At 59.3% G+C, this 26,131-nt stretch carries 20 protein-coding genes and 1 pseudogene; 12 read left to right on the top strand and 9 right to left on the bottom strand.

Translation table 11 applies throughout. The features are described 5' to 3' along the window. The first annotated feature begins 62 nt into the window (after nucleotides 1-62). Both ACVWYY_RS06495 and hemB read left to right on the top strand, forming a co-directional pair. Complete coding sequence (locus ACVWYY_RS06495; protein ID WP_457439943.1) at nucleotides 63-1,022, top strand: alpha/beta hydrolase; 960 nt, start codon at nucleotides 63-65, stop codon at nucleotides 1,020-1,022. 25 nt (nucleotides 1,023-1,047) lie between these two features. Then, nucleotides 1,048-2,034, top strand: a complete 987-nt coding sequence (gene hemB / locus ACVWYY_RS06490) for a porphobilinogen synthase (protein ID WP_414344721.1) — start codon at nucleotides 1,048-1,050, stop codon at nucleotides 2,032-2,034. Between the two features lie 11 nt (nucleotides 2,035-2,045). Here hemB and ACVWYY_RS06485 read toward each other — a convergent pair whose 3' ends face one another. Then, nucleotides 2,046-2,627, bottom strand: a complete 582-nt coding sequence (locus tag ACVWYY_RS06485; protein WP_011434018.1) for a slr1601 family putative cell division protein — start codon at nucleotides 2,625-2,627, stop codon at nucleotides 2,046-2,048. Nucleotides 2,628-2,802: 175 nt separating this feature from the next. Here ACVWYY_RS06485 and ACVWYY_RS06480 point away from each other — a divergent pair, with 175 nt between their 5' ends. Next, nucleotides 2,803-3,996, top strand: coding sequence for an RNA-guided endonuclease InsQ/TnpB family protein (locus ACVWYY_RS06480; protein ID WP_457439941.1), 1,194 nt, complete (start codon nucleotides 2,803-2,805; stop codon nucleotides 3,994-3,996). Between the two features lie 229 nt (nucleotides 3,997-4,225). After that, nucleotides 4,226-5,146: a thylakoid membrane protein ThyD gene (thyD, locus tag ACVWYY_RS06475; RefSeq protein WP_457439939.1), complete on the top strand. Its 921-nt coding sequence runs from the start codon at nucleotides 4,226-4,228 to the stop codon at nucleotides 5,144-5,146. Between the two features lie 16 nt (nucleotides 5,147-5,162). Here the strand turns inward: thyD and secA are convergent, their stop codons facing one another. Then, the gene (gene secA, locus ACVWYY_RS06470) at nucleotides 5,163-8,036 is read right to left on the bottom strand and encodes a preprotein translocase subunit SecA (protein ID WP_457384269.1); all 2,874 of its coding nucleotides are present in this window, start codon (nucleotides 8,034-8,036) and stop codon (nucleotides 5,163-5,165) included. Nucleotides 8,037-8,294: 258 nt separating this feature from the next. Between secA and ACVWYY_RS06465 the strand changes: the two genes are divergently transcribed. From ACVWYY_RS06465 to purU, 3 genes are all read left to right on the top strand, one after another. Next, nucleotides 8,295-8,609, top strand: coding sequence for a TatA/E family twin arginine-targeting protein translocase (locus ACVWYY_RS06465; protein WP_457439937.1), 315 nt, complete (start codon nucleotides 8,295-8,297; stop codon nucleotides 8,607-8,609). Between the two features lie 3 nt (nucleotides 8,610-8,612). Beyond that, nucleotides 8,613-8,873, top strand: coding sequence for a hypothetical protein (locus ACVWYY_RS06460; RefSeq protein ID WP_414409269.1), 261 nt, complete (start codon nucleotides 8,613-8,615; stop codon nucleotides 8,871-8,873). Between the two features lie 293 nt (nucleotides 8,874-9,166). Further along, nucleotides 9,167-9,997 (top strand): formyltetrahydrofolate deformylase, encoded by an 831-nt coding sequence (gene purU / locus ACVWYY_RS06455; protein ID WP_457439965.1) that lies wholly within the window; start codon nucleotides 9,167-9,169, stop codon nucleotides 9,995-9,997. 1 nt (nucleotide 9,998) lies between these two features. Here purU and ACVWYY_RS06450 read toward each other — a convergent pair whose 3' ends face one another. Both ACVWYY_RS06450 and ACVWYY_RS06445 read right to left on the bottom strand, forming a co-directional pair. Further along, complete coding sequence (locus ACVWYY_RS06450) at nucleotides 9,999-11,240, bottom strand: RNA-guided endonuclease InsQ/TnpB family protein (protein ID WP_457439934.1); 1,242 nt, start codon at nucleotides 11,238-11,240, stop codon at nucleotides 9,999-10,001. 255 nt (nucleotides 11,241-11,495) lie between these two features. After that, the gene (locus ACVWYY_RS06445; protein WP_238376787.1) at nucleotides 11,496-11,804 is read right to left on the bottom strand and encodes a gas vesicle protein GvpV; all 309 of its coding nucleotides are present in this window, start codon (nucleotides 11,802-11,804) and stop codon (nucleotides 11,496-11,498) included. A gap of 101 nt (nucleotides 11,805-11,905) precedes the next feature. Here ACVWYY_RS06445 and ACVWYY_RS06440 point away from each other — a divergent pair, with 101 nt between their 5' ends. After that, on the top strand, nucleotides 11,906-12,400 hold the full coding sequence (locus ACVWYY_RS06440; RefSeq protein ID WP_414409265.1) for a pentapeptide repeat-containing protein: 495 nt from the start codon (nucleotides 11,906-11,908) through the stop codon (nucleotides 12,398-12,400). A gap of 14 nt (nucleotides 12,401-12,414) precedes the next feature. On the opposite strand, the gene ACVWYY_RS06435 is transcribed toward ACVWYY_RS06440, so the two are convergent. Continuing rightward, a complete protein-coding gene (locus ACVWYY_RS06435; protein WP_457439931.1) occupies nucleotides 12,415-12,723 on the bottom strand; it encodes a hypothetical protein in 309 nt (102 codons plus the stop codon). A 194-nt stretch (nucleotides 12,724-12,917) separates the two neighbouring features. Between ACVWYY_RS06435 and ACVWYY_RS06430 the strand changes: the two genes are divergently transcribed. The 4 genes and pseudogenes from ACVWYY_RS06430 (at nucleotide 12,918) to tenA (ending at nucleotide 15,917) form a co-directional block, all read left to right on the top strand. After that, the gene (locus ACVWYY_RS06430) at nucleotides 12,918-13,649 is read left to right on the top strand and encodes an aldehyde oxygenase (deformylating) (protein WP_457439963.1); all 732 of its coding nucleotides are present in this window, start codon (nucleotides 12,918-12,920) and stop codon (nucleotides 13,647-13,649) included. An 85-nt stretch (nucleotides 13,650-13,734) separates the two neighbouring features. Continuing rightward, nucleotides 13,735-13,866: pseudogene (locus ACVWYY_RS06425) on the top strand (RNA-guided endonuclease TnpB family protein); the annotation flags it as partial. Nucleotides 13,867-13,910: 44 nt separating this feature from the next. Beyond that, a complete protein-coding gene (locus ACVWYY_RS06420; protein WP_457384183.1) occupies nucleotides 13,911-14,936 on the top strand; it encodes a long-chain acyl-[acyl-carrier-protein] reductase in 1,026 nt (341 codons plus the stop codon). Nucleotides 14,937-15,257: 321 nt separating this feature from the next. After that, nucleotides 15,258-15,917 carry a thiaminase II gene (gene tenA / locus ACVWYY_RS06415; protein WP_414416477.1) on the top strand — a complete coding sequence of 220 codons (660 nt, stop codon included), beginning with the start codon at nucleotides 15,258-15,260 and terminating at the stop codon, nucleotides 15,915-15,917. Here tenA and ACVWYY_RS06410 read toward each other — a convergent pair. The 4 genes from ACVWYY_RS06410 to rpoB all read right to left on the bottom strand — a co-directional run bounded on the left by ACVWYY_RS06410 (nucleotide 15,914) and on the right by rpoB (nucleotide 26,015). After that, on the bottom strand, nucleotides 15,914-16,639 hold the full coding sequence (locus ACVWYY_RS06410) for a uracil-DNA glycosylase (protein ID WP_457439929.1): 726 nt from the start codon (nucleotides 16,637-16,639) through the stop codon (nucleotides 15,914-15,916). The two genes, tenA and ACVWYY_RS06410, sit on opposite strands and share 4 nt — an antisense overlap. Then, a complete protein-coding gene (locus ACVWYY_RS06405) occupies nucleotides 16,617-20,534 on the bottom strand; it encodes a DNA-directed RNA polymerase subunit beta' (RefSeq protein WP_457439927.1) in 3,918 nt (1,305 codons plus the stop codon). The genes ACVWYY_RS06410 and ACVWYY_RS06405 overlap by 23 nt, the downstream gene beginning before the upstream one ends. A gap of 63 nt (nucleotides 20,535-20,597) precedes the next feature. Beyond that, nucleotides 20,598-22,481 (bottom strand): DNA-directed RNA polymerase subunit gamma, encoded by a 1,884-nt coding sequence (locus ACVWYY_RS06400; RefSeq protein WP_414341620.1) that lies wholly within the window; start codon nucleotides 22,479-22,481, stop codon nucleotides 20,598-20,600. Between the two features lie 114 nt (nucleotides 22,482-22,595). Beyond that, the gene (gene rpoB, locus ACVWYY_RS06395) at nucleotides 22,596-26,015 is read right to left on the bottom strand and encodes a DNA-directed RNA polymerase subunit beta (RefSeq protein ID WP_457439924.1); all 3,420 of its coding nucleotides are present in this window, start codon (nucleotides 26,013-26,015) and stop codon (nucleotides 22,596-22,598) included. Nucleotides 26,016-26,131: the final 116 nt, after the last annotated feature.

Here is a 26,131-nt window from a genome sequence, read left to right as displayed (position 1 = left end):
GACATAGGAAGATAGGATTTGTGGCTTTGTCGGGTCTTGCCGGACGTGTGTTGGATTTGCCCATGCCTTTTGATCGGTTAGGTGACTTAGAGGCTCTGGATGGGCGGTCGGGAGCTCAGCCGCAACCTTCGTCGGGGATCTATCGGCCCCAGGAGTTGCTGCTTTCCGATGGGATCCCAGCTTTTCTGCACCACTGGCCCCAGGGATCCCCTTGCGGACGGGTGTTGCTTTTGCACGGTAAAGGGGATCACGGCGGCGGGTTTTGCCCTTTGGCCGGCGAGTTGGCTGCTCAAGGGTGGGAGGTTTTGGCGCCTGACATGCGGGGATTTGGTCGCTCCGGCGGGATCCGCTGCTGGATCGACCGTTTCAGCCAATATCAAGCCGATCTGGAGAGAATCACGCAGCAGATTTGGCCGCAGAAAGGGATCCCGCAGATCTGGTGCGGGTACAGCGCGGGGGCCAACTGGGTTACGGAATATGCCCTCGCCCATCCCGACCAAGTGCAGGGCCTGATCCTCATCTCTCCGGCTTTTCGCATCGACCACTATTTCACCCCTTTTACCCACGCCCTTCTGCAAGTTTTGGACAGGGTTGCTCCCCAGCTGGCCTTAACTGGCCTCTACGAGCCAGCGCGGGTGACTTCCCTACCCGAGCAGCAAGCCGCCTTTGCGGCGGATCCCTACATGTGTGGTGTAACGCGGGCCAGATTCACAGCCGAACTGGTGCGCAGTGGACAGCGCTGCCTCGACCAAGCCCATCGGCTCCGCCTGCCGGTTTTGCTGCTTTACACCTCCGCCGATATCGTCGTCAATCCTGCGGGAGCTGTGGATTTTGCCCGTCGGCTGCCCCAGGGAGAAATCCACGATTTTCCCCAGTCCCGCCACGATCTTTTACACGACTGCCAAGCCGAAGCGGTAAAAGAGACCCTCCACCGCTGGCTGGCCCGGCATTTCCCCTCTGCCCCGGATGTCGCCTCTCGCCGGACGACCAGCTCAGCCCCTACCGACCTCATGGCAAAATAGAAACGCCCTCTTTCCTGCTGCTCCCATGAGCCAAGACCTGATCTACCGTCCCCGTCGGCTGCGGCGCACAGAGGCCTTCCGCCAGATGGTTCAGGAAACCCACCTGCGGGTGCAGGATCTGATCTATCCCCTGTTTGTCATGGAGGGGGAGAACCAGCGGCAGGAAGTAGAGTCAATGCCCGGCTGCTACCGCTACACCCTAGACCTGCTGCTAAAGGAGGTGGAAGAAGCCGCTCAACTGGGGATCCCGGCGGTGGCCCTGTTCCCGGTGGTGCCGGAAGAGAAAAAGGATCCCACCGGGCAGGAGTGCTTCAACCCAGAGGGCTTGATCCAGCGGGCGGTGCGGCGGATTAAACAGGAAATTCCCGAGATTTTGGTGGTAACCGATGTGGCTTTGGATCCCTACAACAGCGATGGCCACGATGGCATTGTGCGGGATGGGGTGATCCTCAACGACGAGACGGTGGAAGTTTTGGTCAAGCAAGCCCTCTCCCAAGCAGAGGCGGGAACCGACATTGTGGCCCCCTCGGACATGATGGATGGTCGCGTCGGCGCCATTCGGGAGGCCCTGGACGACCAAGGCTATACCGATGTGGCGATCCTGGCCTATTCTGCCAAATATGCCTCTGCCTTCTACGGCCCCTTCCGCGATGCCCTGGGATCCGCGCCCAAATCCGGAGACAAGAAAAGCTATCAAATGGATCCTGCCAATGCTCGGGAAGCCATCAAGGAAGTGGAGCTGGACGAAGCCGAGGGGGCGGACATGGTGATGGTGAAGCCGGCCCTGGCCTACCTGGACATCATCTACCGAGTCAAGGAATCGACGGATCTGCCCGTGGCCGCTTACAACGTCAGCGGCGAGTACGCCATGATCAAAGCCGCCGAACAAAAAGGCTGGATCGACGGCAAAAAAGTGATGATGGAATCCCTGCTGGCCATGAAGCGGGCCGGTGCCGATATCATCCTCACCTACTTTGCCAAAGAGGTGGCCTTGCTTCTCAAACAAGCCTAGGCAGAGGCAGCCTACGGCCTGGCAGACGGCTGGGTGGACTGCCCGATCCAGGAAGGGTGGGTGTTCTTCTCGTCGTCCGCCACCCAGGTACTGGGATCCACCAAACGCACCTGAATTTGATTGCGTGGCACCCGATTCAGCCGTTCCTTGATCAGGGCCTCCTGCTGCAAGGGATCCATACCTCGATCCACCCCCTCCTGCAGCCGAGAAATCCGAGTGGACAAGACCTCGATATGCCGCTCCAGAACCTGGAGCCGGTGGTGCTGAGCCAACTGCACCGGCAAGAGGCGATACAAACCACTGAGGGCAGCCGCCGTAAACAAGACATTCACCCCGATGTGACAGGCCATCTCCCAGACTTGAGGCTCGTGGCCGGGTTCTTGCCGTCCGCGCCGGCGGGAGCGCTGGACAGGGATCGTCCGCCGACCGGAAATTGGGAGAGAGGAGGGAAACCCTGCCCGAACCAGGGATCCCTGCCCTTGGGAGCGATGCACTCGTGGAGCAACAGAGATGTCCAGCCGCGGCCCAGCAACCTGCTCTGCACGCATAGACACGTGGCGAGCCGGGGTACGGGAAGAAGACTTGGGTGTCACGGGTGAAGGGAAGAAAATAGGGGGACGATGAACCACCTCTGCTGCCAAGAAGCGCAGCTAGGGCCTATTGAAGCCGATTTTTCCAGGTGTGTCAGCTTACTAGCGCAGGAGCCCCGCACTGTACCCGTAGGGTCAGTGTTGGGAGGAATGCGCTTTGATGAAGTACAATGAACTTATGAGCCAAATCCTGACCATATCCTGCAAGCTCAAGGTGTCCCAGTCGCAAGCCGCTAAATTGGACGCGACGATGGATGCCTTTATGCAGGCACTGAACTGGGTCAACCAGAACACGCCGGAGAAGATCGTCAATGCGGTCAAACTGCAGTCCCTTTGCTACTACGAGATTCGCGCCCGATTCGGCTTGTCCAGTAACTTGGCCCAGCAGGTCTGCAGACGGGTGGCCGGCGCCCGCAAAGTGGCGAGACAGCGCAACCGTCCAGTTAAAGAGTTCAAGCGTAGGTTCGCTACCTACGACGCTCGTATCTTCTCGTTCCGCGAGAAAGACCGGACAGTGTCGCTGACCACGGTTGAAGGGAGAGAACGCTTTGAGCTAGCCATTGGTAACTACCAGCGTGGGATGCTGGCTGGCTCTAACCCCAAATCGGCCACCCTAGTCCAGCGGAAGGATGGCTCCTACTACATCCAGATTTGCGTAGAGGAAAAGCCACCCAAGCAACAAGATACCGACAAGGTGATCGGGGTGGACTTGGGCAGGACGGATATCGCTCATACCTCAGAAGGGGACAACTGGAATGGACAGCAGCTGAACAGAGTCCGCGACCACTACTCCAAGCTGAGGGCGGCACTCCAACGCAAAGCCAGTAAGGGCACACGCAGTTCGCGGCGCAGATGCAGAGAACTGTTGCAACGGCTGTCTGGCAAGGAGAGACGCTTTCAAGTGTGGGTCAATCATCGCATCTCCAAAGCTATTGTCTCTAGGGCAAAGGCGACAAACAGCGCTATTGCTCTGGAAGACCTGACAGGGATCCGGGAAAGGGTCAATCAACAGCCACGCAGCAAGACAGAGCGTAGGCGGGCCAACAGTTGGGCGTTCTACCAACTGAGGCAGTTTCTGGAATACAAGGCGAGAGTTGCGGGGGTGACTGTGGTGCTGGTGCCGCCCGCCTACACCAGCCAGACCTGCCACAAGTGCCTGCACATCCATCCCGACCCTGCGCAATCCTACCGCAGTGGTAAGTCGTTCAAGTGTGGACACTGTGGATGGGAAGGGGATGCGGACTTTAATGGTGCGAATGTGATTGCGCTTTTGGGGGCTGTCGTAAACCAGCCTAGAGGTTCGGGCCTGTTTTGTTCTCTGGTAGAGCAAAGCAGGCTCAGGGCTGCTGAAAGCCCGCTCCGTACCGCTTAGCGGTCGGAGTCGGGTAGTTTACGCTTTGCCGCAAAACATTTTTATTCTTGGGCTTTCTTGGGCTCTGCCACTTCGCCAAGCTCAGCAAACGGATGGCGGGATCCCAGGCAATGGCCAACGCGGGGCAGGAAACGCGCTAGGCTAGAGGTTCGAATAGCGGAAAGGCTCTGCACCGTTCAAAGGACAAGGGCGGCACAGGGCTTGTGCAGATGCAAGTCGGATCCACATCATGCGCATTGTCATCACGGGTGGAAGTGGTTTTATCGGGCGTCGCTTGGTGGCCCGTTTGCTGGAGCAAGGGGATCAGGTTTTGGTCTTGACCCGCCGCCTGGAGCAGGCCCGCCGCATTTTGGGGGAATCCCCCAACCTCAAGCTGCTGCCCTACGATCCCTACCAACCGCAAGCCTGGGCAGCCGCCCTGGAAGGGTACGAGGGGATTGTCAACTTGGCCGGAGAGCCTTTGGCTTCTTCTCGCTGGACAGAGACCAAGAAAAAAGAAATCCGTCGTAGCCGTGTGGAAACCACCCAGGCCCTTGTCCAAGCCCTCGCCTCCCTCAACCAAAAGCCCCAGGTGATGATCAGCAGCTCGGCGGTGGGTTACTACGGATCCCATCCGGCAGGAGAACCCTTAACAGAGACGGATCCCCCAGCCCAAGATTTTCTGGCAGGAGTCTGTCAGGCCTGGGAAGCTGCCGCCCGGTCGGCTGAGGAGTTGGGGATCCGTTTGGCCATCCTGCGCACAGGGATTGTGTTGGGGCCGGATGGAGGAGCGCTGGGGCAGATGCTGGCCCCCTTTCAGTTCTTTATCGGCGGAACGATCGGCTCCGGCAAACAATGGCTGTCTTGGATCCACCGCGAGGATTGGGTGAGCTTGGTCTGCTTCCTGCTGGAGCAGGGATCCGGAGTGTTCAACGCCACCGCTCCCAACCCGGTGCAGATGGAAGAGTTTTGCCGAACCTTAGGCCAGGTCTTGGGTCGCCCCTCTTGGTTGCCTGTGCCGGAGCTGGCGTTGGAACTGCTGTTGGGCGAGGCAGCTCAAGTGGTTTTGACGGGGCAGAAAGTGATCCCGCAAGCGGCTTTGCAGATGGGCTTTACCTTCCAGTACCCACAACTGAAAGAGGCATTACGACAGATCCTCCTCCCCCGCTGACTTCTCTCTACGCCAATTATTCTTCCGTGAAATCGGCTTCCACCACCCCTGAAGCAGAGCTGGGATCAGGGCTGGCAGCCGCAGTGGGTGCCGGAGCCGGTCGCGATGCCTGGGGCACTTGCACAATTTGGGGAGTAAAGATGAATAGGTTGTACACCGTGTTGCGGCGGATGTTGTCCATCATCTCCAGGAACAGCTCGTAGCCCTCGTTCTTGTACTCGATCAGGGGATCCTTCTGACCGTAGCCTCGCAGGCCCACAGCTTCCCGCAGCGCCTCCATCTGCTGCAGGTGTTCCCGCCAGAGGGTGTCCACCTGTTGCAACAGGAAAAAGCGCTCTGCCTTGCGCATCAAACCGGGCTCAAAGGTATCCAGAAAAGCCTCTTTGGCCTCATAGGCCAGTTCTGCCTGCTTGATCAGGTAGTCCAAGATCTGCTCGTAGGAGAGATCCTGCAGGTCTTCAACCTTGAGGTTTTGCTTCAGGAGCGGCACAAACTCCTGCATCTTGGCGGTCAGCTTGTCGATTTCCCACTCTTCCGGGGGCAGCTCTGGGTTGACATGCGCTCGCACGATCTCGCCGACGGTTTTGCGCACATAGTCAAGGATCTTGGTCTTGAGGTTCTCCCCCTCCAAGATGCGCCGCCGCTCCGAGTAGATGGCCCGCCGCTGGTTGTTGAGAACCTCGTCGTATTCAAACACCTGCTTACGCAGGTCAAAGTAGTACACCTCCACCTTGCGCTGGGCATTTTCCAGGCTCTTCGACAGGAGCGGGTGCTCGATGGGCATATCCTCCTCCACCCGGAACATGTCCATGAGCTTGGCTACCCGTTCGCCACCGAAAATCTTGAGCAGGTTGTCTTCCAAGCTGAGGAAAAACCGCGAGGAGCCGGGATCCCCTTGTCGCCCGGCGCGGCCCCGCAGCTGGTTGTCGATACGGCGGGATTCATGGCGCTCCGTACCGATCACATGCAGGCCCCCCAGCCTCACCACCTCTTCGTGCTCGGCCTCAGTAATTTTTTCGTACTCGGCTTTGATGCTGTTGTAAACCTCCCGCAGTTGCAAAATTAGCGGATCCTGCACCGGCGCTTTCTCGGAAGCTACTGCGATGAGATCCTCCACCACCAGCTCTGGCAGACGGTTCAGCCCATACTTGGTCACGGCTGCTGCCACCACTTCGTCTAAAGCTTGGTTGGTGCGGGCCGACAGCTCACAGGGGTAAAAATTGGGGGAGACCACCGTCCAGGATTTTTTCGGCTTGGGTGCTGTCCCACCAAATCCCTGGCCACCCCCCCGTCCCACCATCTGAACGGATCCCAAGGGGTTGTCGGCGTCCAATTGAGCCAGCTTGGGCATCAGCCGTTCCCGCAGCTTGAGGCGGGCCATGTACTCCGCATTGCCTCCCAAGATGATGTCCGTGCCTCGACCGGCCATGTTGGTAGCAATGGTTACAGCGCCTTTTCGCCCCGCCTGGGCAATGATCTCCGCCTCCCGCTCCACGTTTTCTGGCTTGGCGTTGAGGAGGTTGTGAGGGATCCCCATTTCCTTGAGCATGGCCGAGAGGCGTTCGGATTTTTCCACGCTGGTGGTGCCCACAAGGACGGGGCGCCCCTGGGCGTGCATGTGGGCAATTTCCTCGGCAACCGCTTGCCACTTGCCCCTTTCGGTCTTGTACACCAAGTCGGGGGCATCTTTGCGGCGGATGGGTCGGTTGGTGGGGATCACCGTAACTTCCAGGTTGTAGGTTTTGCCGAACTCGGCCTCCTCAGTGCGAGCCGTGCCCGTCATGCCGGAAAGCTTGGGATAGAGCAGAAAAAGGTTTTGGTAGGTGATGGTGGCCAGGGTTTGGCTCTCGCTTTGAATCGGCACCCCCTCTTTGGCCTCCACCGCCTGGTGCAGCCCATCAGACCAGCGGCGGCCGGGGAGCACCCGCCCGGTGAACTCGTCCACGATCACCACCTCTTGATTGCGGACGATGTAGTGGACATCCTTGATGAAGAGCTCTTTGGCCTTCACCGCGTTAAAGACAAAGTGCGCCCAGGGATCCTTGGGATCAAACAGGTCAGAGACTCCCAGCAACCGCTCGGCGGCTTCAAACCCCTCGTCGGTAAGGATGACGTTGCGGGCTTTTTCATCCACCTCATAGTGTTCATCTCGGATCAGCTCCCGCGCCACCTGGGCTGCCCGCAGGTATTTTTCGGAGGGGCGAGCCACCTGACCGGAGATGATCAGGGGAGTGCGGGCCTCGTCGATAAGGATTGAGTCCACCTCGTCGATGATGCAGTAGTTAAAGGGCCGCTGCATCACCTCTTTGATGTCGGTGGCCATGTTGTCCCGCAGGTAGTCGAAGCCCAGCTCGCTGTTGGTGCAGTAGGTAATGTCGCAGTTGTAGCTGCGGCGCTTTTCTTCGGGTGACATGCCCTCTTGCACTAGACCGACCGTCAGGCCCAAGAAACGGTGCACCTGCCCCATCCACTCCGAGTCCCGCCGCGCCAAGTAGCCGTTGACGGTAACAATGTGAACCCCTTTCCCGGTGAGACCGTTGAGATAGGCGGGCAGGGTGGCGACCAGGGTTTTCCCCTCGCCGGTTTTCATTTCGGCAATCTGGCCTTCGTGCAGCACCATGCCGCCGATGAGCTGTACGTCGTAATGGCGCAAGTTCAAAACTCGCTTGGCGGCCTCCCGCACCACGGCAAACGCCTCCGGCAAGAGATCGTCCAGAGATTCTCCTCTGTCCAAGCGCTGGCGAAACTCTGTGGTCTTGGCCTTGAGCTCCGCATCCGAAAGGGAGGCGATCTCAATCTCCAGCGAGTTGATCAGCTTGACGACAGGACGGTACTGCCGGATCTTCCGATCGTTGGGATCCCCAAGGAGCTTTTGTAGGGTTTGGAGCATGGGCAAGCCTAGGCCAATGAAGAACATTGATTAATGATGCAATTCTACCATTTTGACTTGGCCGGCCAGGGAGAGGTGGGCCCAGATGAGCTGAGAGCAAAACACCAGAGCCAACCAAAGCCATCAGAATGGATGAGGAGAGCCGGCAGTTACTTGCAGTCCGCGGCAAGAAAATGTCACTCTAGGGAGGCGAAGGGATCCCGACCAAACCGTACTCTGCCGAGGCTCATGAATTTTTTGGGTGTTGGACTGCCGGAAATGTTGGTTATCTTTGCGGTGGCTCTTCTGGTTTTCGGGCCCCGCAAACTGCCGGAGATTGGTCGCACGCTGGCCAAAACCCTGCGCAGCCTGCAGGATGCTTCCAGAGAGTTCGAGGCGCAACTGAACAAAGAGGCCCAAGAGCTGGAAAAAGCCAGCCGCGGGACAACGGCTGCTGCCACTCCCAAGGCTTCCCGAACAGCAGCCGCGGCTGAGCCCAAAGCCGAGTCGGTCGCCACAGCCGATACAGCCACCTCAGAGATGGCTCCCCCCCCATCCGCAGCCGACGACGCTCAAACAGCAGACGCTGCCTAACCTATGGCCCGCTTCAACCCCCTTTGCTTCGGCCTGGAAATTACGCGCTTGTTCGAGCAAGGGCAGTCCTACTTTGCTCCTGCTAAGGTGGAGACCTGGCTGCGGCAGCATGGCCAAAACCCGTCTGACTATGAGATCTCGTTTCACCAGGAACTGCCCCCTGCCGGCTCTTCTGCGGCGATGTGGATTCGCATCGACTTGAAGCGTTGGGATGGCCAGCCGGTGGATCCCTGGCTATTGGAAGAGATCAACCGGGTAGATTGAGAATGGATTGCTCTTGGGGAGGGCCAGTCCCCACAAAGTTGAGGCTGTTGTCTACCGATGCCCAGTGCCACCCTGTTGGTATCTTGCCGTAAACTACCCGACACCAACCGTCTAAGCGGTACGGAGCGGGCTTTTAGTAGCCCTGCAGCTAGCAAGCCAACCGCGAGCCTCTGGGCTGGTTTACAGCAGCCCCAATCGACCGTTACCAGTGCCTTGAACAACCGTTTCTGGTGTCTGCAGAATGATTATAGCATTCCTCCCGACACTGAGTCTACGGGTACAGTGCGGGGCTCCTGCAATTTCTAGCTGATCAAAAAGGTCTGGTAGCCAAGCTCTCCAGCTTCATCTACAGCTACGGCGGCAACATCATTCACGCCGATCACCATACGGATCCCGAGGCAGGACTGTTCTTGAGCCGCATCGAGTGGGACTTGGAGGGCTTCCAACTGGAGCGAGGGGAAATTGTCCCCGCCTTTTCGGGTATTGCCCGTGGGATCCAAGCCAACTGGGAACTGCATTTTTCCGACACTCGCCGTCGCATTGCGTTGTGGGCCAGCAAGCAAAGCCACTGCCTTTTGGATCTGATCTGGCGGCAAAGGGCGGGAGAACTGCCCGCCGAGATCCCCTTGATCATCAGCAATCACCCCGACCTGGAATCGGTGGCCCGCTCCTTCGGTATCGATTACTACCACATCCCCGTTTCTCCAGATGGCAAAGCCGCAGCCGAAGCCCGTCAGCTCGCTCTCCTGCAGGAATATCGAATTGACCTGGTGGTGTTGGCCAAGTACATGCAGGTCTTGAGTGGGTCGCTGCTCCGCCAAGCCCCGCCGGTCATCAACATTCACCATTCCACCCTGCCCGCCTTTGCCGGAGCCAACCCCTACCACCGCGCCCATCAACGGGGGGTGAAGATCATCGGCGCGACTGCCCACTATGCCACCGAAGATCTGGACGAAGGGCCGATCATCGAGCAAGACGTGGTGCGGGTCAGTCACCGCGATACCGTTGCCGACCTCGTCCGCAAAGGCCGCGACATGGAACGCCTAGTCCTGGCACGGGCAGTGCGGTATCACCTGGAGAATCGGGTGCTGGTGTACCACAACAAAACGGTGGTGTTTGCGTAAACTACCCGACCCTGACTGCTTCGCAGTACAGGGCGGGCTTTCGGTAGCCCTGCAGTTGGCAAGCCAACCACGAACCTCTAGGCTGGTTTACAGCAGCCCCCAAAAGCGCAATCACATTCGCACCATTCAAATCCGCATCTCCTTCCCATCCACAGTGCCCACACTTAAACTTCTTTCCACTGCGATAGGATTGCGTAGGATCGGGATGGATGTGCAAACACCGGTGGCAGGTCTGCGACGTGTAGGCAGGCGGAACCAGCACCACAGGTACTCCGGCAATGGCAGCCTTGTAGACCACGAACATCCTAAGCTGGTAGAACGCCCAGTTATTGGTTCTGCGGCGCTCAGCTTTGCTGCGTGGCTGTTGATTGACCCTTTCCCGGATCCCTGTCAAGTCTTCCAGAGCAATAGCGCTGTTTGTCGCCTTTGCCCTAGAGACAACAGCTTTGGAGATGCGATGATTGACCCACGTTTTTGCTACGCAACGCTGACGCGACTGAAAGCGTCTCTCCTTGCCAGACAGCCGTTGCAACAGTTCTCTGCATCTGCGCCGCGAACTGCGTGTGCCCTTACTGGCTTTGCGTTGGAGTGCCGCCCTCAGCTTGGAGTAGTGGTCGCGGATTCGGTTCAACTGCTGTCCATTCCAGTTATCCCCTTCTGACGTATGGGCAATATCCGTCCTCCCCAAGTCCACCCCCAGCACTCTACCCGTGCGTTGCGGTGGGGATGGCTCCGCTTCCACACAGATTTGAATGGAGTAGGAGCCGTCTTTACGCTTGACCAGAGTGGCAGATTTGGGATTGGAGCCCGCCAGCCGTTCTCTCTGGTAGCGGCCAATCGCCAGCTCAAAGCGCTCCCGACCCTCCACCGTGGTCAGCGACACCGTCCAGTCTTTCTCGCGGAACGAAAAGATACGAGCGTCGTAGGTAGCGAAGCCTCTCTTGAACGCTTTGACGGGGCGGTTTTTCTGTTGGGCAACTTTACGGGCACCGGCCAGCCGTCTGCAGACCTGCTGGTCGCGTAAGCGGGACGTAGTCCTTGCCAAGTTACTGGATAAGCCGAACCGGGCACGGATTTCGCGGTAGCACAGAGACTGGAGCTTAACGGCGTTGGCGACTTTCTCGGGTGTGTTCTGGTTGACCCAATTCAAGGCTTGGCCAAAAGCCTCCAAAGTCGCGTCCAATTTGGCGGCTTGCGACTGGGCTACCTTGAGCTTGCAGGAGACGGTCAGGACTTGGGTCATGGTTTTATCATAACTTCCGCATTCCTCCCGGCACTGACCCTACGGGTACAGTGCGGGGCTCCTGCGATTTCTAGCTGAAGTTCAGGTAACTGTGCAGCCAGCTTGAGAATGGCTGTTCGCTGGCCTGGATTCTAGGGTCGGCTTGAGACGAGCAGCAAATAGTTAATTTAGCTACAAAATCCCCCAACTTGTTGCTTGGGTTGGCTTTGGATTTTCCGATCTTCCAGAGTGATGGGACTTAACCAAGGGGATCCCTCAGTACTCAAAGGTCATGGGTGGGAAGCGGGAAGGGCGGGATCTGAGCTGGGCGGGTTCAGAGGCAGGAGCGGGATCCCGGAAGGCTTTTGCCTCCTGCTGAAGGTGCTGCATGGCCTGCTCGATTTCCTGGAGTCGCGCGTGGATTTGCCCCTGCCGCTCTCGAATAAACTCCAGCTCCTGGTTGAGCCGCTGCTTTTCCACGGTGAGCTGCTGCATTTCGGCATAGAGGGCGGATTCGGTTTGGCGGCGAGGGATCGAGCGCAGCTTGGGGCGCGGTCGAGTTCGGGGCACACGGGGCAAGCTCATAAGGGAGGATCCCGGAAAACGGTTTGCGCCTATGCTAGCGTGCTCTTGGCGGCCCTTCCATTCCTGGGTAGGATCCGATTCGTCCGGCGTGGAAAACGGCGATGGTGGAAACTGGAGCGGAACTGTTGCAACGCTACGGCAGCGGTGAGCGGGACTTCAGCAACAGCCAACTGGCCGGGGCTGACCTGGCCGGGGCCGACTTGGCCGGGATCGACTTGGGGGGATCCATTCTCCAGCAGGCAAAGCTGGCTTCTGCCAACCTGGAGCGGGCCTACCTGAGCGGCGCCGACCTCAGCCAAGCGGATCTGCAGGGATCCAACCTGCGGCTGGCCAACCTAGAGAAAGCCAAGCTGCAGGGATCCCGATTGCAGGGAGCCAACTTGCGTGGGGCCAACCTGGCCGAAGCGGACTTGAGCGAAGCCGATCTCAGCCAAGCGGACTTGGCGGGGGCCAATCTCACCGGGGCCAACTTGAGAGGATCCCTTCTGGCCCGGTGCAAACTCAAGCTGGCCAACCTGCGAGGGGCCTGCTACGACGCCACCACTCAGATGGAAGCGGATATCACTCCAGCAGAGCTGGGCATGGTTCAAGCCTAGAGGGGAAAATGGGGCTAGCCCTCCGGCTCCAAGTCCAGGATCTCCTGGATCTCAGCATCGGTATAGCCCACCGCCCGCAACTTCTCCGATACCGTCTGAATCTCTCCGGAAGATAAGTCCTGCTGCCGTACCCGATCCCAGAGATTGGCCACAATCTGCAGCAGCAAACCGCTGCTTTCCGTCTCAAACAGCTCAAAAGCCGTGGCTAGCTCAATGGCCTGCAACACCTCCTCGGCACTGCCAATCGGCTGATCGAGGGATCGTTCCTCCAGCTCCACCAGCAACTGGCGCAGTTGGTTCAGGCCATCCCCAAGAGCAGACATACAGCAGGCTCCACAACGGCACTCGAACCCTCACCCTAGCAGACCCCTATCATTCCGCAAAAGGAATCCCGCCAATTCTGCGGCAGCTACAGCTATTCTGGTTAAAAGAGCGATCTAGCCGCAATCGAGGCGATTGTCGAGTCAGCATAGACAATCAACAACACCCAAACAACACCGAGAGGAGATGCATGAGTATGGCCCCAGCGAACGTCCTGCCCAATACCCCCCAGCCTTTGGCCAATGAGGGTGGCACCACCCTGGACTACGGCAGCGCGGTTTACCGGCAGGCCTACTCTCGCATCAACGGCATTGTGATCGAAGGGGAACAAGAAGCCCACGACAACTACCTCAAGCTGGCCGAAATGATGCCGGAAGGGGCAGAGGAGCTGCGCAAGCTGGCCAAAATGGAATTGCGGCACATGAAAGGCTTTCAATCCTGCGGCAAAAACCTGCAGGTAGAGCCGGATGGGGAGTTTGCCCGCGCTTTCTTCGCCCCTCTGCGCAACAATTTCCAAAAAGCGGCAGCAGCCGGAGATCTGGTTACCTGCTTGGTCATTCAGTCGCTGATCATCGAATGCTTTGCCATTGCCGCCTACAACATTTACATCCCCGTCGCCGATGAGTTTGCCCGCAAGATCACCGAGGGGGTGGTCAAGGATGAATATCTGCACCTCAACTTTGGCGAGCGCTGGCTAGGGGAGCATTTTGGCGAAGTCAAAGGGCAGATCGAAGCGGCCAACGCCCAGAACCTGCCCTTGGTCTGGCAGATGCTGCAGCAGGTGGACAAGGATGTGGAAGCCATCTACATGGATCGCGAGGCCATTGTCGAGGACTTTATGATTGCCTATGGCGAGGCGCTGGCCAACATCGGCTTCAGCACCCGCGAGGTGATGCGCCTCTCTGCCCAGGGTTTGCGGGCAGCATGACCCACCTCAGCTAGAAGTCGCAGGAGCCCCGCACTGTACCCGTAGGTTCAGTGTTGGGAGGAATGCGCTTTGATGAAGTACAATGGACCTTAATGGTGCAAGCGTAATTGCGCTCTTGGGGGCTGCTGTAAACCAGCCTAGAGGTCCGGGCTTGTTTTGTTCTCTGGTAGGGCAGAGCAGGCTCAGGGCTACTGAAAGCCCGCCCTGTACCGCTTAGCGGTCGGAGTCGGGTAGTTTACTTATCCAAGCGGGTAAACCTTTATGTTCGGCCTGATCGGGCACTTGACCAGCCTGGCCCATGCGAAGCAGGTGGCAGACAAGCTGGGTTATTCCGAATATGCGGAGAGCGACCTGGAGTTCTGGTGCATGGCTCCCCCTCAGGTGGTGGACGAGATCACGGTAACCAGCATCACCGGCCAAAAGATTTATGGGCAGTACGTCGAATCCTGTTTCTTGCCGGAGATGTTGGCGGGGGGACGGGTAAAGGCCGCCTGTCGGAAAGTGTTGAATGCCATGGCCCTAGCCCAGCGGCGCGGCTTGAACATTACGGCTTTGGGGGGATTTAGCAGCATCATTTTTGAGACTTTTCGCCTCGACAGTCTCCGGCGAGTCCGCAACATTGACTTGGAGATCCAACGCTTTACCACCGGCAATACCCACACGGCCTACATCATCTGTCAGCAACTGCAGTTGGCGGCCCAGCGCTACGCCATGGACTTGGCAGCCGCTACGGTTGCGGTGGTGGGGGCGACCGGAGATATCGGCAGCGCCATTTGTCAATGGTTGGTGGCCCACACTCACTTGGGCAAGTTGTTGCTCATAGCTCGAGAGCGGCGGCGCCTAGAGGAATTGCAGGCCAACCTCAAGCAGGGGGAGATCTCTTCGCTGGAAGAGGCCCTGCCCCGCGCTGACTTTATCGTTTGGGTGGCCAGCATGAGCCAAGGCATGGCCCTCGATCCCCAAGTTTTGCCGGATCCCTGTGTCATCATCGACGGTGGCTACCCGAAGAACATCGCCTCCAGCTTGCAGCGAAAGGGACTCTACGTCATTGACGGGGGGATGGTGGAGCACTCTTTGGATATTGAATGGAACATCATGCAGTTTTTGAATGTGGCCAACCCGGCCCGTCAGCTTTTTGCCTGCTTTGCTGAATCCATGCTGCTGGAGTTTGAGGGGCTGTACACCAATTTCAGTTGGGGCCGTAATTTGATCACCCTTGAGAAATTGGATCTGATCGGGCAGCTTTCCCGCAAGCATGGGTTCCGCCCCCTCATGCCCGAAGCCTAATTGAGATTCAAAATGAAGAAAGCCTCAGCCCCAGCAGAGGTGCTGGCCCTGGTCAGGTCAATCACCAATCGAGTAAACTACCTGACACCAACCGCTAGGCGGTACGGAGCGGGCTTTTAGTAGCCCTGCAGTTAGCAAGCCAACCACGAGCCTCTGGGGTGGTTTACTGCACCCCCAATCGACTGTTACCAGTGCCTTAAAAAAAACCGTTTCTGGTGCCCGCAGTATTATTATAGCATTCCTCCCAACACTGACTTTATAGGTACAGTGCGGGGCTCCTGCAATTTCTAGCTGAAGACCAAACGCCGAGAGACGGTCGCCATGCCCCAGTCCTTTACAGCCCACCTTTGGCAAGCCATTCAGCCCATCTACAAGCAAATCCTCGATCACCCCTTCAACCGAGAGTTGGCAGCGGGCAGCCTATCGCGGCAGCGGTTCCAGTTTTACTTGCAGCAGGATGCTCTTTATCTCACCGACTTTGCCCGCGCCCTGGCCTTGATTGGAGCTCGTTCCGAAGGGGCTGAGCAGGTGGTGAGTTTCTTGAACTTTGCCCTGGGAGCCATTGTGGCCGAACGCAGCCTGCACGAAAGCTATTTTCGCCTCTACGACATTCAACCCGAAACAGCCTATGCCCCTGCCTGCTTCGCCTATACCCGTTTTTTGTTGGCTGCGGCGGCTGTGGATCCCTATGAGGTGGCCATTGCCGCTGTGCTGCCCTGCTTTTGGATCTACCGAGAGGTGGGATCCACCATCTATCGCACCGCGCAGCCTGACAATCCCTACCAACAGTGGATCGACACCTACGCCGGGGAAGAATTTGCCCAAGTGGTGCAGCAGGCTTTGGACATCACCGACTCCGTCGCTCAGCAGGCTACAGAACCGCTGCGGGAAAAGATGAGGGCAGCTTTTGTCACTGCCTCCCGGTTGGAATGGCTGTTTTGGGACAGTGCCTATCGCCTCGAATCTTGGCAACCCGCCTAATCCTCAGCCGGTCGGGCTGGCTTACCAGACAGCAACTGCTGGGCTTGCGCGAAAACGGCATCCAACATCGGCTCCGTCAGCAGCCGTGTGGCCGTGTTGCGCCGGCTGGGATGGTAAGACGCCAGCAAATAGCGACCCTCTGCCAGGGGAATAACGCAGTTGTGGCCAAAGCGGGGACGGAGCCTGAGAGGTGGCAAGAGCGTCAGAGCGTGTTGGAAGGCAAAATGCCCCAACGTCAGGATCACTCGCACCTGGGTTAGCAGCTCCAGCTCTTGCTTCAGGTAGCCCAGGCAGGTCTTGGCTTCTATGGCGGTGGGGCGGTTCTCCGGGGGCACACAGCGCACCACTGCCGAGATGTAGCAATCCTGCAATTGCAGGCCATCCTCTCGGTGGGTAGAGGTGGGCTGATTGGCAAACCCGGCTCGGTACAGGGCGCGAAACAGCCAGTCCCCGCTGGGATCCCCGGTAAACACGCGCCCGGTGCGGTTGCCCCCATGGGCTGCCGGCGCCAACCCGATCACCCACAGCCGCGCCTGCGGATCCCCAAATCCCGGAACGGGCTTGCCCCAGTAGGACTGCTCCCGAAAACGGGCCACCTTCTGAAGGGCGACTGACTCTCGCCAAGCCACCAAGCGGGGACAGCGGCAGCAACTGACGATTTCAGTTTGCAAAGTGGCCCAATCCTGGATCCCCAGCGCCCTACTCCTCCTCCTCGTCGTCATCCTCCTCTAGCTCGTCGAAGGCAGGGGTGGAATCGTCGATCAATTGATCATCTTCCAAGATCAAACGAGGCGGCAGCTCCGGCAACACCGCAGGCTCTTCCTCCTCTTCGTCAGGCTCCGGCTCGGCGGCAATCTCCTCGTAGGTGGTGAAGCCCGTGCCTGCCGGGATCAGGCGCCCGATGATCACGTTTTCTTTCAACCCGCGCAGCCAGTCGGATTTGCCCTCGATGGCCGCCTCAGTCAGCACGCGGGTGGTTTCCTGGAAGCTGGCCGCTGAGATGAAGCTGTCGGTATTCAAGCTGGCCTTGGTGATCCCCAGCAGGACGGGCGTGTATTTGGCCGGCGCTCCTCCAGTAATGGCCATGGTGGCATTGATCTGCTGGATTTCCCGCAACTCCACCAGCTCCCCCGGCAACAGGATGGTGTCGCCGCCATCATCCACCCGCACCTTGGAGGTCATCTGGCGCACCACGATCTCGATGTGTTTGTCAGAGATCTCCACCCCCTGGGAGCGGTAGACGTTCTGCACTTCGTTGACAAAGAAGCGCTGCACCTCCCGCAGAGCCAACCGTGCGGCTTGGTCATCTCCCAAGGTTTGGCGATGGTACTCGTAGTAGATCTCCAAGAGGTCGTGGGGGTTGGCAGGGCCATCGGTTAGGGGATCCCCCACCCCCACCGGCTGTCCATCTACCACGATCAAGCTCTGCCCCGGCAGCCCAGGATAGTCTCTAACGGTGCCATCGGCTTCGATGACCTTGAGATCTGGCTCTTCTCCCCGCCAGCTCAGTTGAACGGTGCCGGGCCGCTTGGCCAGAACACACATTTCCTTGGGCTTGCGGGCCTCCAGCAGCTCCTCAATCCGTGGCAGACCCTGGATGATGTCCCCTGTCTTGGCCCGCTCAAACACCAGGAGGGCCAGGGAATCCCCCCGCTGCACCAGATCGCCATCTCGTACCTGCAGGATGGCACCCGCAGAAACCAAGTAGGGCCGCGCCATCCGCAACAGGACTTGGCCGTCCGTTATCTGCATCACCTGTCCCGACTGTGGAGAAGGGATCCCGGGAGCAAGCTCGTCCCCAGCCCGCACCAGCGCCCCCACTTCCACATTGGCTGGGCCCGTCAGGGGCACCTGCACCAGATCGTCGTCGGTAATCACCAGCACCCGCCGTACCACTTCCGCTCCCTGGCGGATCCCTTGGACGATCCCGGCCTTTTTGGCTTGGATTTCGGTGCGGGCGATAACATCTCCGCTGGCGATGGAGTCTCCTTCCTTCACCAACAGCCGCGTGTGGGTACTCCCCTGCGTCAGATCCGCTTCCACGTCGCGGCGCAGCAACAGGGTTTCCAGAATCACCAGTTGCAGGCGGCGAATATCTGGATCCTTCTCATCTTGGATCAGCTCGATATCGGCCTTCAGTTGTGGGGCGTCGGTATCGATTTCCAGCACCAGTTGGGTGCGCAGGAGCTCTACAGGGCCTACCGACTTCACCCGCTCCCCATCTTTGAAGGGAACCCGCTGCACCGCCCGCAGACGAATGGAGCGACCGGACTCGCTGGTGGACTCTTGAGTGGGCACCAAGGGCCGGTCGGGGATCTCGTACTCCTGCACCGGACGCAGCAGCAAGCCTGGGCCTTCGGGAGTTTCCACGTGTTCCAGGTAGACCAGTCGGTCGGGAACGATGCTGCTGAGCACCGGTTGCCCTGGCTGGATTAGGGTGCCACTTTTCACTTCCAAGTCGGCGGGGTTGTCCACCAGATGCAGGGATCCCGGCTTGATGACAATCTCCCGCAGAATGTCGTTCTTCTGGATGACTTCGACAACACCGGCATTCTGGCAAAAGATGTCTTTCACCACCTCAGTGCCTGCTTCCACATACTGGCCATCGTCCACGTTCAGCAGGGAGATGTCCTTGTTCACCTCGTGGGTCTCTTCTGGGATCCACAGCAGGGTGCCGCCCTGGATGACTTCGTAACCTTGCTTGGCCTTGCCGCGCCGTGCCACCTCAATGCCGGCGAACTTCACCAAGCCTCCCGTCTGACTGCGGAAGTGGTTGTCGATCAGCTCCGCCACCACCTCATCGTTGCCCACTTTGGTGCCCGGAGTAGCCTTGAGAACAAAGGTCTGCCCACTGGAAGTGTCCAGCAAAAATTGTTCCCGCCCCTGGTGGGATTCCACCCGTACCCGTGCTTCCCGCAACACCACCGAAGCGTTGATGATCTCCACCTCGCGCCCACTTCTGGTGTCGCTGCGCTCCGGTAGCCGCACAATGCCGCCATGCTCCGTCACCAGCGAGGTTTCGGCGATCACATCCCCCGCCTGCACCCGATCCCCGTTTTTCACCACCGGCTCGGCCCCCGGAGGCAGGTTGTACACCTGTCCAGACATCACCCAGATCAATCCCTGCCGCTGGGCAGTGTAGGTGGTGTTACCCTGGCGGTCAGTCTTCTCCTCGATAGGCAGATCGGCAAAGCGAATTTCTCCAGCCAGGTCGGCCACCACCTCTTTCTGGGCTTTCTCGGTGCTCTTACGGCTGGCCTTGGCCAGGGACACCTCTGCAATCAACTGATCCCGCTGCACCTGGGCTCCGTCCCGAACCAGCAGGGTGGATCCCTGAGTCATGTCGAAGGACTCCCGTTGACCGTCTGGGCCTTCCAAGATGATTTGGTTGTTTACCTCCACTTGTAGAGCATCGTCGCCGTGGCGGGTACGGAAGGGGCGGGTGCGCAGATTTTTCGGGAACCGCACCACACCCGCAAAGGGGGCGCGAATTTGGCGAGCCACCTCCCCTGTAAACACGCCTCCCGTGTGGAAGGTGCGCATGGTCAACTGGGTGCCCGGCTCCCCAATCGATTGGGCGGCGATGATCCCGACCGCTTCCCCCAGATCCACCAGGCGGGAGTGGGCCAAGCTCCAGCCATAACACATCCGGCACACGGAGCGGTTGGCTTCACAGGTGAGGGGAGAACGCACCATCACCTGGCGGATGCCAGCCTCTGCAATGGTTCTAGCCAAGTCGTGATCCACTTCTTGGTTGCGGCGGGCGAGGATCTCCTGGGTTTGTGGATGCACCACGTCGCGCGCCAACACTCGGCCCACCAAGCGCTCCTCCAAAGACACCACCACCTTGTCCCCATCCATCAGGTATTCCAGGAGAATGCCCTGGTCGGTGCCGCAGTCGGATTCCCGCACGATCACATCCTGAGACACGTCCACCAAACGGCGGGTGAGGTAGCCGGAGTCGGCGGTGCGCAGAGCCGTATCCACTAAACCCTTGCGGGCCCCATAGGAAGAGATGATGTACTCGGTAACGGTTAGGCCCTCGCGGAAATTGGTTTTGATGGGCAAATCGATGATCTCCCCCTGGGGGTTGGCCATCAGGCCGCGCATGCCCACCAACTGGCGCACCTGGGAGACGTTCCCCCTTGCCCCCGAGTTGGCCATCATGTAGACGGAGTTGAGGGGATCGTTCTGCCGGAAGTTGTTGAGCATCTCCTCTTTGATCTGGTCGTTGATCTGGTTCCAGGTGTCGATCACCTTTTGGTAGCGCTCCACCTCTGTGATTTCTCCACGGGTATAGCGCTCGGTGGCCGCCTCGATCTCGGCTTCCGCTTGTGCCAACAACTGCCGCTTGCTGGGGGGAACGCGCAGGTCTTCAACGCTGATGGAGACGGCTGCCTGGGTGGCGTATTTGAAGCCCAGGGTCTTCAGAGCATCCGCCATCTGAGCAGTGCGGGCCGTGCCGTAGCGGGCAAAAGACCAAGCAATTAGGTTGCGCAGCTCTTTTTTGCCAATTTGATAGTTGCGAAAGGGCACAGGGGGCAAGGGGGTGTCGGCTTTGTTACCGTCGGCAGCCTGCCGCGCCAGGCCAGCGGAAAATCGTCCTTTTTCGCTCATGATGCCTCGCTAGAGAGAAGAGGAGAGAGGGGAGAGAAGAGCCGTCCTACGGCAGGGGATGAACTACGCAGACAAAATATCTTGCACGGTCTTGTTAAAAATGATCCGGCCCGGCGTGGTGCGAATGTACTGGCTGATCACGTTGCCGTCTTGATCCTCGCGGATACGGCGGTAGTTGGTGATCTTGAGGCGAATGCCGCCCGGTTCTTCGATGATTTGCGGCTCGGACTCTTTTTCGCCCTTGCCCAACTCCATCGGGCCGTGGTAGCGCACCCAGACCTTGCTGTGCAGGCCGATGGCGCCGCGGTCGTAGGCGATGAGAGCATCTTCCAAGCTGGCGAAGAAGCGATCGCCAATATCTGGCGCGTGGGGGTTGTCCGCCGTCAGGTAGTAGCACCCCAACACCATATCTTGGCTGGGGGTGATGATGGGAGCGCCGGTGGCCGGGGAGAGGATGTTGTTGGTGGCCAGCATCAGCAGGCGCGCTTCCGCCTGGGCTTCCAACGACAGGGGCACATGCACCGCCATCTGGTCGCCGTCGAAGTCAGCATTGAAGGCGGGGCAAACCAGAGGGTGAAGTTGAATCGCCCTTCCCTCCACCAGGATCGGTTCAAAGGCTTGGATCCCCAGGCGGTGCAGCGTGGGAGCGCGGTTGAGCAAAACCGGGTGGCCGTCGATCACGTCCTCCAGCACATCCCAAACCTGCGGGTCGTTGCTTTGGATCAGCTTTTTGGCGGCCTTGATGTTGTTGACGATGCCCCGCTTGATCAATTTGTGGATGACAAAGGGCTGGAACAGCTCGATGGCCATCTCTTTGGGCAGGCCGCACTGGTGCATGCGCAGGCTGGGCCCCACCACGATCACCGAACGTCCGGAGTAGTCCACCCGTTTGCCCAACAGGTTTTGCCGGAAGCGCCCCTGTTTGCCCTCGATGATGTCGGAGAGGGACTTGAGGGGACGGTTGTTGGCCCCCGCCACTACGCGCCCCCGCCGACCGTTGTCGATCAGCGCGTCCACCGCCTCCTGGAGCATGCGCTTTTCGTTGCGCACAATGATCTCCGGCGCCATGATCTCCTGCAGCCGGGCCAGACGGTTGTTGCGGTTGATCACACGACGGTAGAGATCGTTGAGGTCGCTGGTGGCAAAGCGGCCCCCATCCAACTGCACCATGGGACGCAAATCCGGCGGGATCACCGGCAGCACCCGCAACACCATCCACTCCGGACGGGATCCGGTGGCGATGAAGTTGTCGATCACCCGCAGCCGCTTGATCAGGCGTGCCCGCTTTTGGCCGCGAGCAGTGGTGATCTCCTCCCGCAGTTGCTCCGCCTCTTTTTCCAGGTCGATATCCTTGAGCAGGCGCTCGATGGCCTCCGCCCCGATCATCGCCCAGTTCTCCGGCAGTTGCAGTTCGGATCCCTCCTCGTACATCTGATCTTCGATCTCGAGGAATTGATCCTCCGTCAGCAGTTGTTTGTAGGAGAGATTCTGGGCATTGCCCGGATCCACCACTACGTAGGCGTTGAAGTATACCACCTGCTCCACATCCCGCAGCGGCATATCCAACAGGGTGGCGATGTGGCTGGGGATCCCTTTCAAATACCAAACGTGGGTGACCGGAGCGGCCAACTTGATGTAGCCCATGCGGTGGCGGCGCACCCGCGACTCGGTCACCTCCACCCCACAGCGCTCGCAGACGATCCCCCGATGCCGTACCCGCTTGTACTTGCCGCAGTGGCATTCCCAGTCTTTGGCCGGCCCAAAGATGCGCTCACAGAAAAGACCATCCATCTCCGGCTTGAGGGTGCGGTAATTGATGGTCTCGGGCTTGGTGACTTCCCCCACCACTTGACCATTCGGCAGGGTGCGCTGGCCCCACTCCATGATCCGTTCTGGAGAAGCCAAGCCAATTTTGACATAGTCAAAGCGTTGCTCTGTTTTGGCCATCGCCGTTTTCCTCCTGCTTGCTGAACCCAAAGGAGAGGGAAGCCCCACCCTCCTTCTTGGGTTGAATGGGATCCCCGTCACGTTCGCGTCAAGGGTGGGGAGCGCTCTCAACCCTCAAAAGTCCTCTTCCTCCTCCTCGTCCTCATCTTCCTCAAGGCTGCGGCTGGCATTCGCGTCAGCGGTGCGGAGCACTCTGGTAAAGGCGGGTGATGGCGAGAGATCCTCAGCCGTAACCGATTCATAGGTGGGTCGAGAGGGAGTGTGACGGTTGGAAGTATCGGCCATCAGATCCACTTCCACATCGTGGGTTTGCCCTTCGCTGTCCACCTCCACCTTGTGTACCGACACATCCAGGCAGAGGGACTGCAGCTCCCGCACCAGCACCTTGAAGGACTCCGGCGTGCCGGGTCGAGGGATCGGCTTGCCCTTGACGATGGCGTTGAGAGCCTCGTTGCGCCCCACCATGTCGTCGGACTTGACGGTGAGCAACTCCTGCAGGATGTAGGCTGCCCCAAACGCCTCCAAAGCCCACACCTCCATCTCCCCAAAGCGCTGGCCGCCCTGCTGCGCCTTGCCCCCCAGCGGTTGCTGGGTCACCAAAGAATAGGGGCCGGTGGAGCGAGCGTGGATCTTGTCATCCACCAAGTGCACCAGCTTCAACATGTAGGCGCGGCCCACCGTAACAGGCTGGTCGAAGGGTTCTCCGGTGCGACCGTCAAACACCTGGATTTTGCCGCAGTACTTGCCTTCCGGGTTAAAAATCCAGTCCTTGCCGGTCTTCTCTCGGGCTTCCCTCAGCTTGGCCTCCACCGTCAGACGGGAGGCTTCCAAACCGTGCATCTCGTCGAAGGGCATCAGCTTGAAGCGCACCCCCAGATGTTCTGCTGCCCAGCCCAGCAGGCACTCGTACACTTGGCCCACGTTCATGCGAGAGGGCACCCCCAAGGGGTTGAGCACCACATCCACCGGTGTGCCGTCCGCCAGGTAGGGCATGTCCTCAATCGGCAAGATGCGGGAGATGATGCCTTTGTTGCCGTGACGGCCCGCGATCTTGTCCCCCACCTGGATTTTGCGCTTGAGGGCGATGTAGACCCGCACCACCATGTTGGCGCCGGGAGGCAGCTCATCTCCCTGTTCGCGGGTAAAGATGCGCACATCTACCACCCGACCGCGCTCGCCGTTGGGCACCCGCAGGGAGTTGTCCCGCACATCCCGAGCCTTTTCCCCGAAAATGGCCCGCAATAGCCGCTCTTCTGGGGGCTGATCCGACTCCCCTTTGGGGGTGACTTTGCCCACCAAAATGTCGCCGGCCTCCACCCAAGCTCCAATGCGCACAATGCCGTTTTCATCCAGGTCGCGCAGGGCATCTTCCCCCACGTTGGGGATCTCGCGGGTAATCTCCTCAGGGCCCAGTTTGGTTTGCCGGGCCTCGATCTCATGCTTCTCGATGTGTACCGAGGTAAAGACATCGTCGTAGACCAGCCGCTCGCTGATCAAGATGGCATCTTCGTAGTTGTAGCCCTCCCAGGGCATGTAGGCCACCAACACGTTTTGGCCCAAAGCCAACTCGCCCCCTTCGGTCGCCGGGCCATCCGCCAGCACCTGGCCAGCCACCACCCGATCCCCCGTATAGACAAGGGGACGCTGGTTGAGGCAGGTGTCTTGGTTGGAGCGCTGGTATTTCTGCAGGCGATAGACAATTGGATCCCCGCCGTCGTCTGGCCGCACCACGATTTCGTCGGCAGAGACATAGGTCACCACGCCATTGGTGCGCGACACCACCACCATGCCGGAGTCGCGTGCCGCCTGGGCTTCCAGGCCCGTGCCCACATAGGGCCGATCCGGCTTGAGCAGGGGCACCGCCTGCCGCTGCATGTTTGCTCCCATCAAGGCACGGTTGGCGTCATCGTGCTCCAGGAAGGGGATCAAGGAGGTGGCCACCGAGATGACCTGCACCGGCGCCACTTGGACGTAGTGCACTTCTGTGGGGTGGGCGGTGGTGAACTCTTGGCGGTAGCGCACCGGCACCAAGTCGGCAGTGATGCGGCCCTCGGCATCCACCGGCACATCCCCCGGGGCCACGCGGTACTCGTCCTCTTCATCGGCAGTGAGGTAGACCATGCCCAGATCTTTGCGCACCACGCCGTTCTCGACCCGGTAATAGGGGCTTTCGATAAAGCCGTACTGGTTGACGCGGGCGTGGGTGGCCAGGGATCCAATCAACCCGGCGTTGGGGCCTTCTGGAGTTTCGATGGGGCAGATGCGGCCGTAGTGGCTGGGGTGGATATCCCGCACCGCAAAGCCGGCCCGTTCCCGACTTAGGCCGCCGGGGCCCAGGGCAGATAACCGGCGCTTGTGGGTCAGCTCCGCCAGGGGATTGGTCTGATCCATGAACTGGGAGAGCTGGCTGGAGCCGAAGAACTCCTTAATGGCCGCCACCAAGGGTTTGGGGTTGACCAAAGAGGCCGGGGTGAGGTTTTCCGACTCGGAGACTGTCATCCGTTCTCGGATGATCCGCTCCAGGCGATTCAGGCCCACCCGCACCTGGTTTTGCAGCAGCTCGCCCACGGAGCGCACGCGGCGGTTGCCCAGGTGGTCGATGTCGTCCACATGGCCGATGTCGTACTCCAAATTGATCAGGTAGTCGATGACGGCCAAAATGTCGGTGACGGTAAGCACCCGCACACTTTCGGCTACGTTCAAATTTAACTTTTTGTTCAGCTTGTAGCGCCCTACCCGGCCCAAATCGTAGCGTTTGGGGTCGAAGAAGCGGGATTCCAGCAACTGCTGGCCACCCGATACGGTGGGGGGTTCCCCGGGCCGCAACTTGCGGTACAGCTCCATTAGGGCTTCTTCTTCGGTGTAGGGCCCCTCTTTCTCCATGGTTTTCTGGAAGAATTCGGGGTGGCGCAGGTTGTCGTAAATCTCGGAGTCGCTCAGGCCCAAGGCTTTCAGCAGAACTGCCGCCGAGAGCTTGCGGGTTTTGTCGATGCGCACCCACACCAGGCCGTTTTTGTCGGTCTCGAACTTCAGCCAGGCACCGCGGTTGGGGATGAGGCTGGCGCTGTAGGTGCGACGCCCGTTTTTGTCCAGCTCCGATTTGTAATAGACGCCGGGGCTGCGCACAATTTGGTTGACGATCACCCGCTCGGCGCCGTTGATGATGAAGGTGCCCCGATCCGTCATCAAGGGCAGTTCGCCGATGAAGACGTCCATGTCTTTGATCTCGCCGGTCTCTTTGTTGATCAGGCGAGTGGGCACCCGGATCTGCGCTTGATAGGTGGCATCCCGCCGCTTGGCCTCCTCAGGGTCGTAGCGGGGGCGGTTGATCTTGTACCCTTTGGAGGGATCCCCAGGGCGATATTCGGGCAGGAAATGCAGTTCCAGCTTGCCGGTGTAATCGATGATGGGGGAAAAGCTGAGAAGCTCCTCTTCAAACCCTTCTCGCAAAAACCACAAGAAACTCTCCCGCTGAATCTCCACCAGGTCAGGAAAGGTAGGAGCGACAGGGGATTGCACTGCTAATTGTGTCATGCGTTGCTCGGGAGGGGTCGCGCTGCAGTCAGGCCTTCCATTATAGAAACCCCGCCAACGATCGTCAACGAACGTTACAAAGGTCGAGGGGCTGTCCGGATCCCTTGAGGGCTCAC

This window comes from Thermostichus sp. MS-CIW-34 (genome assembly GCF_054060435.1).
Note: the sequence above shows the minus strand (reverse complement) of the source record. Positions and strands in the feature narration are given on the sequence as shown.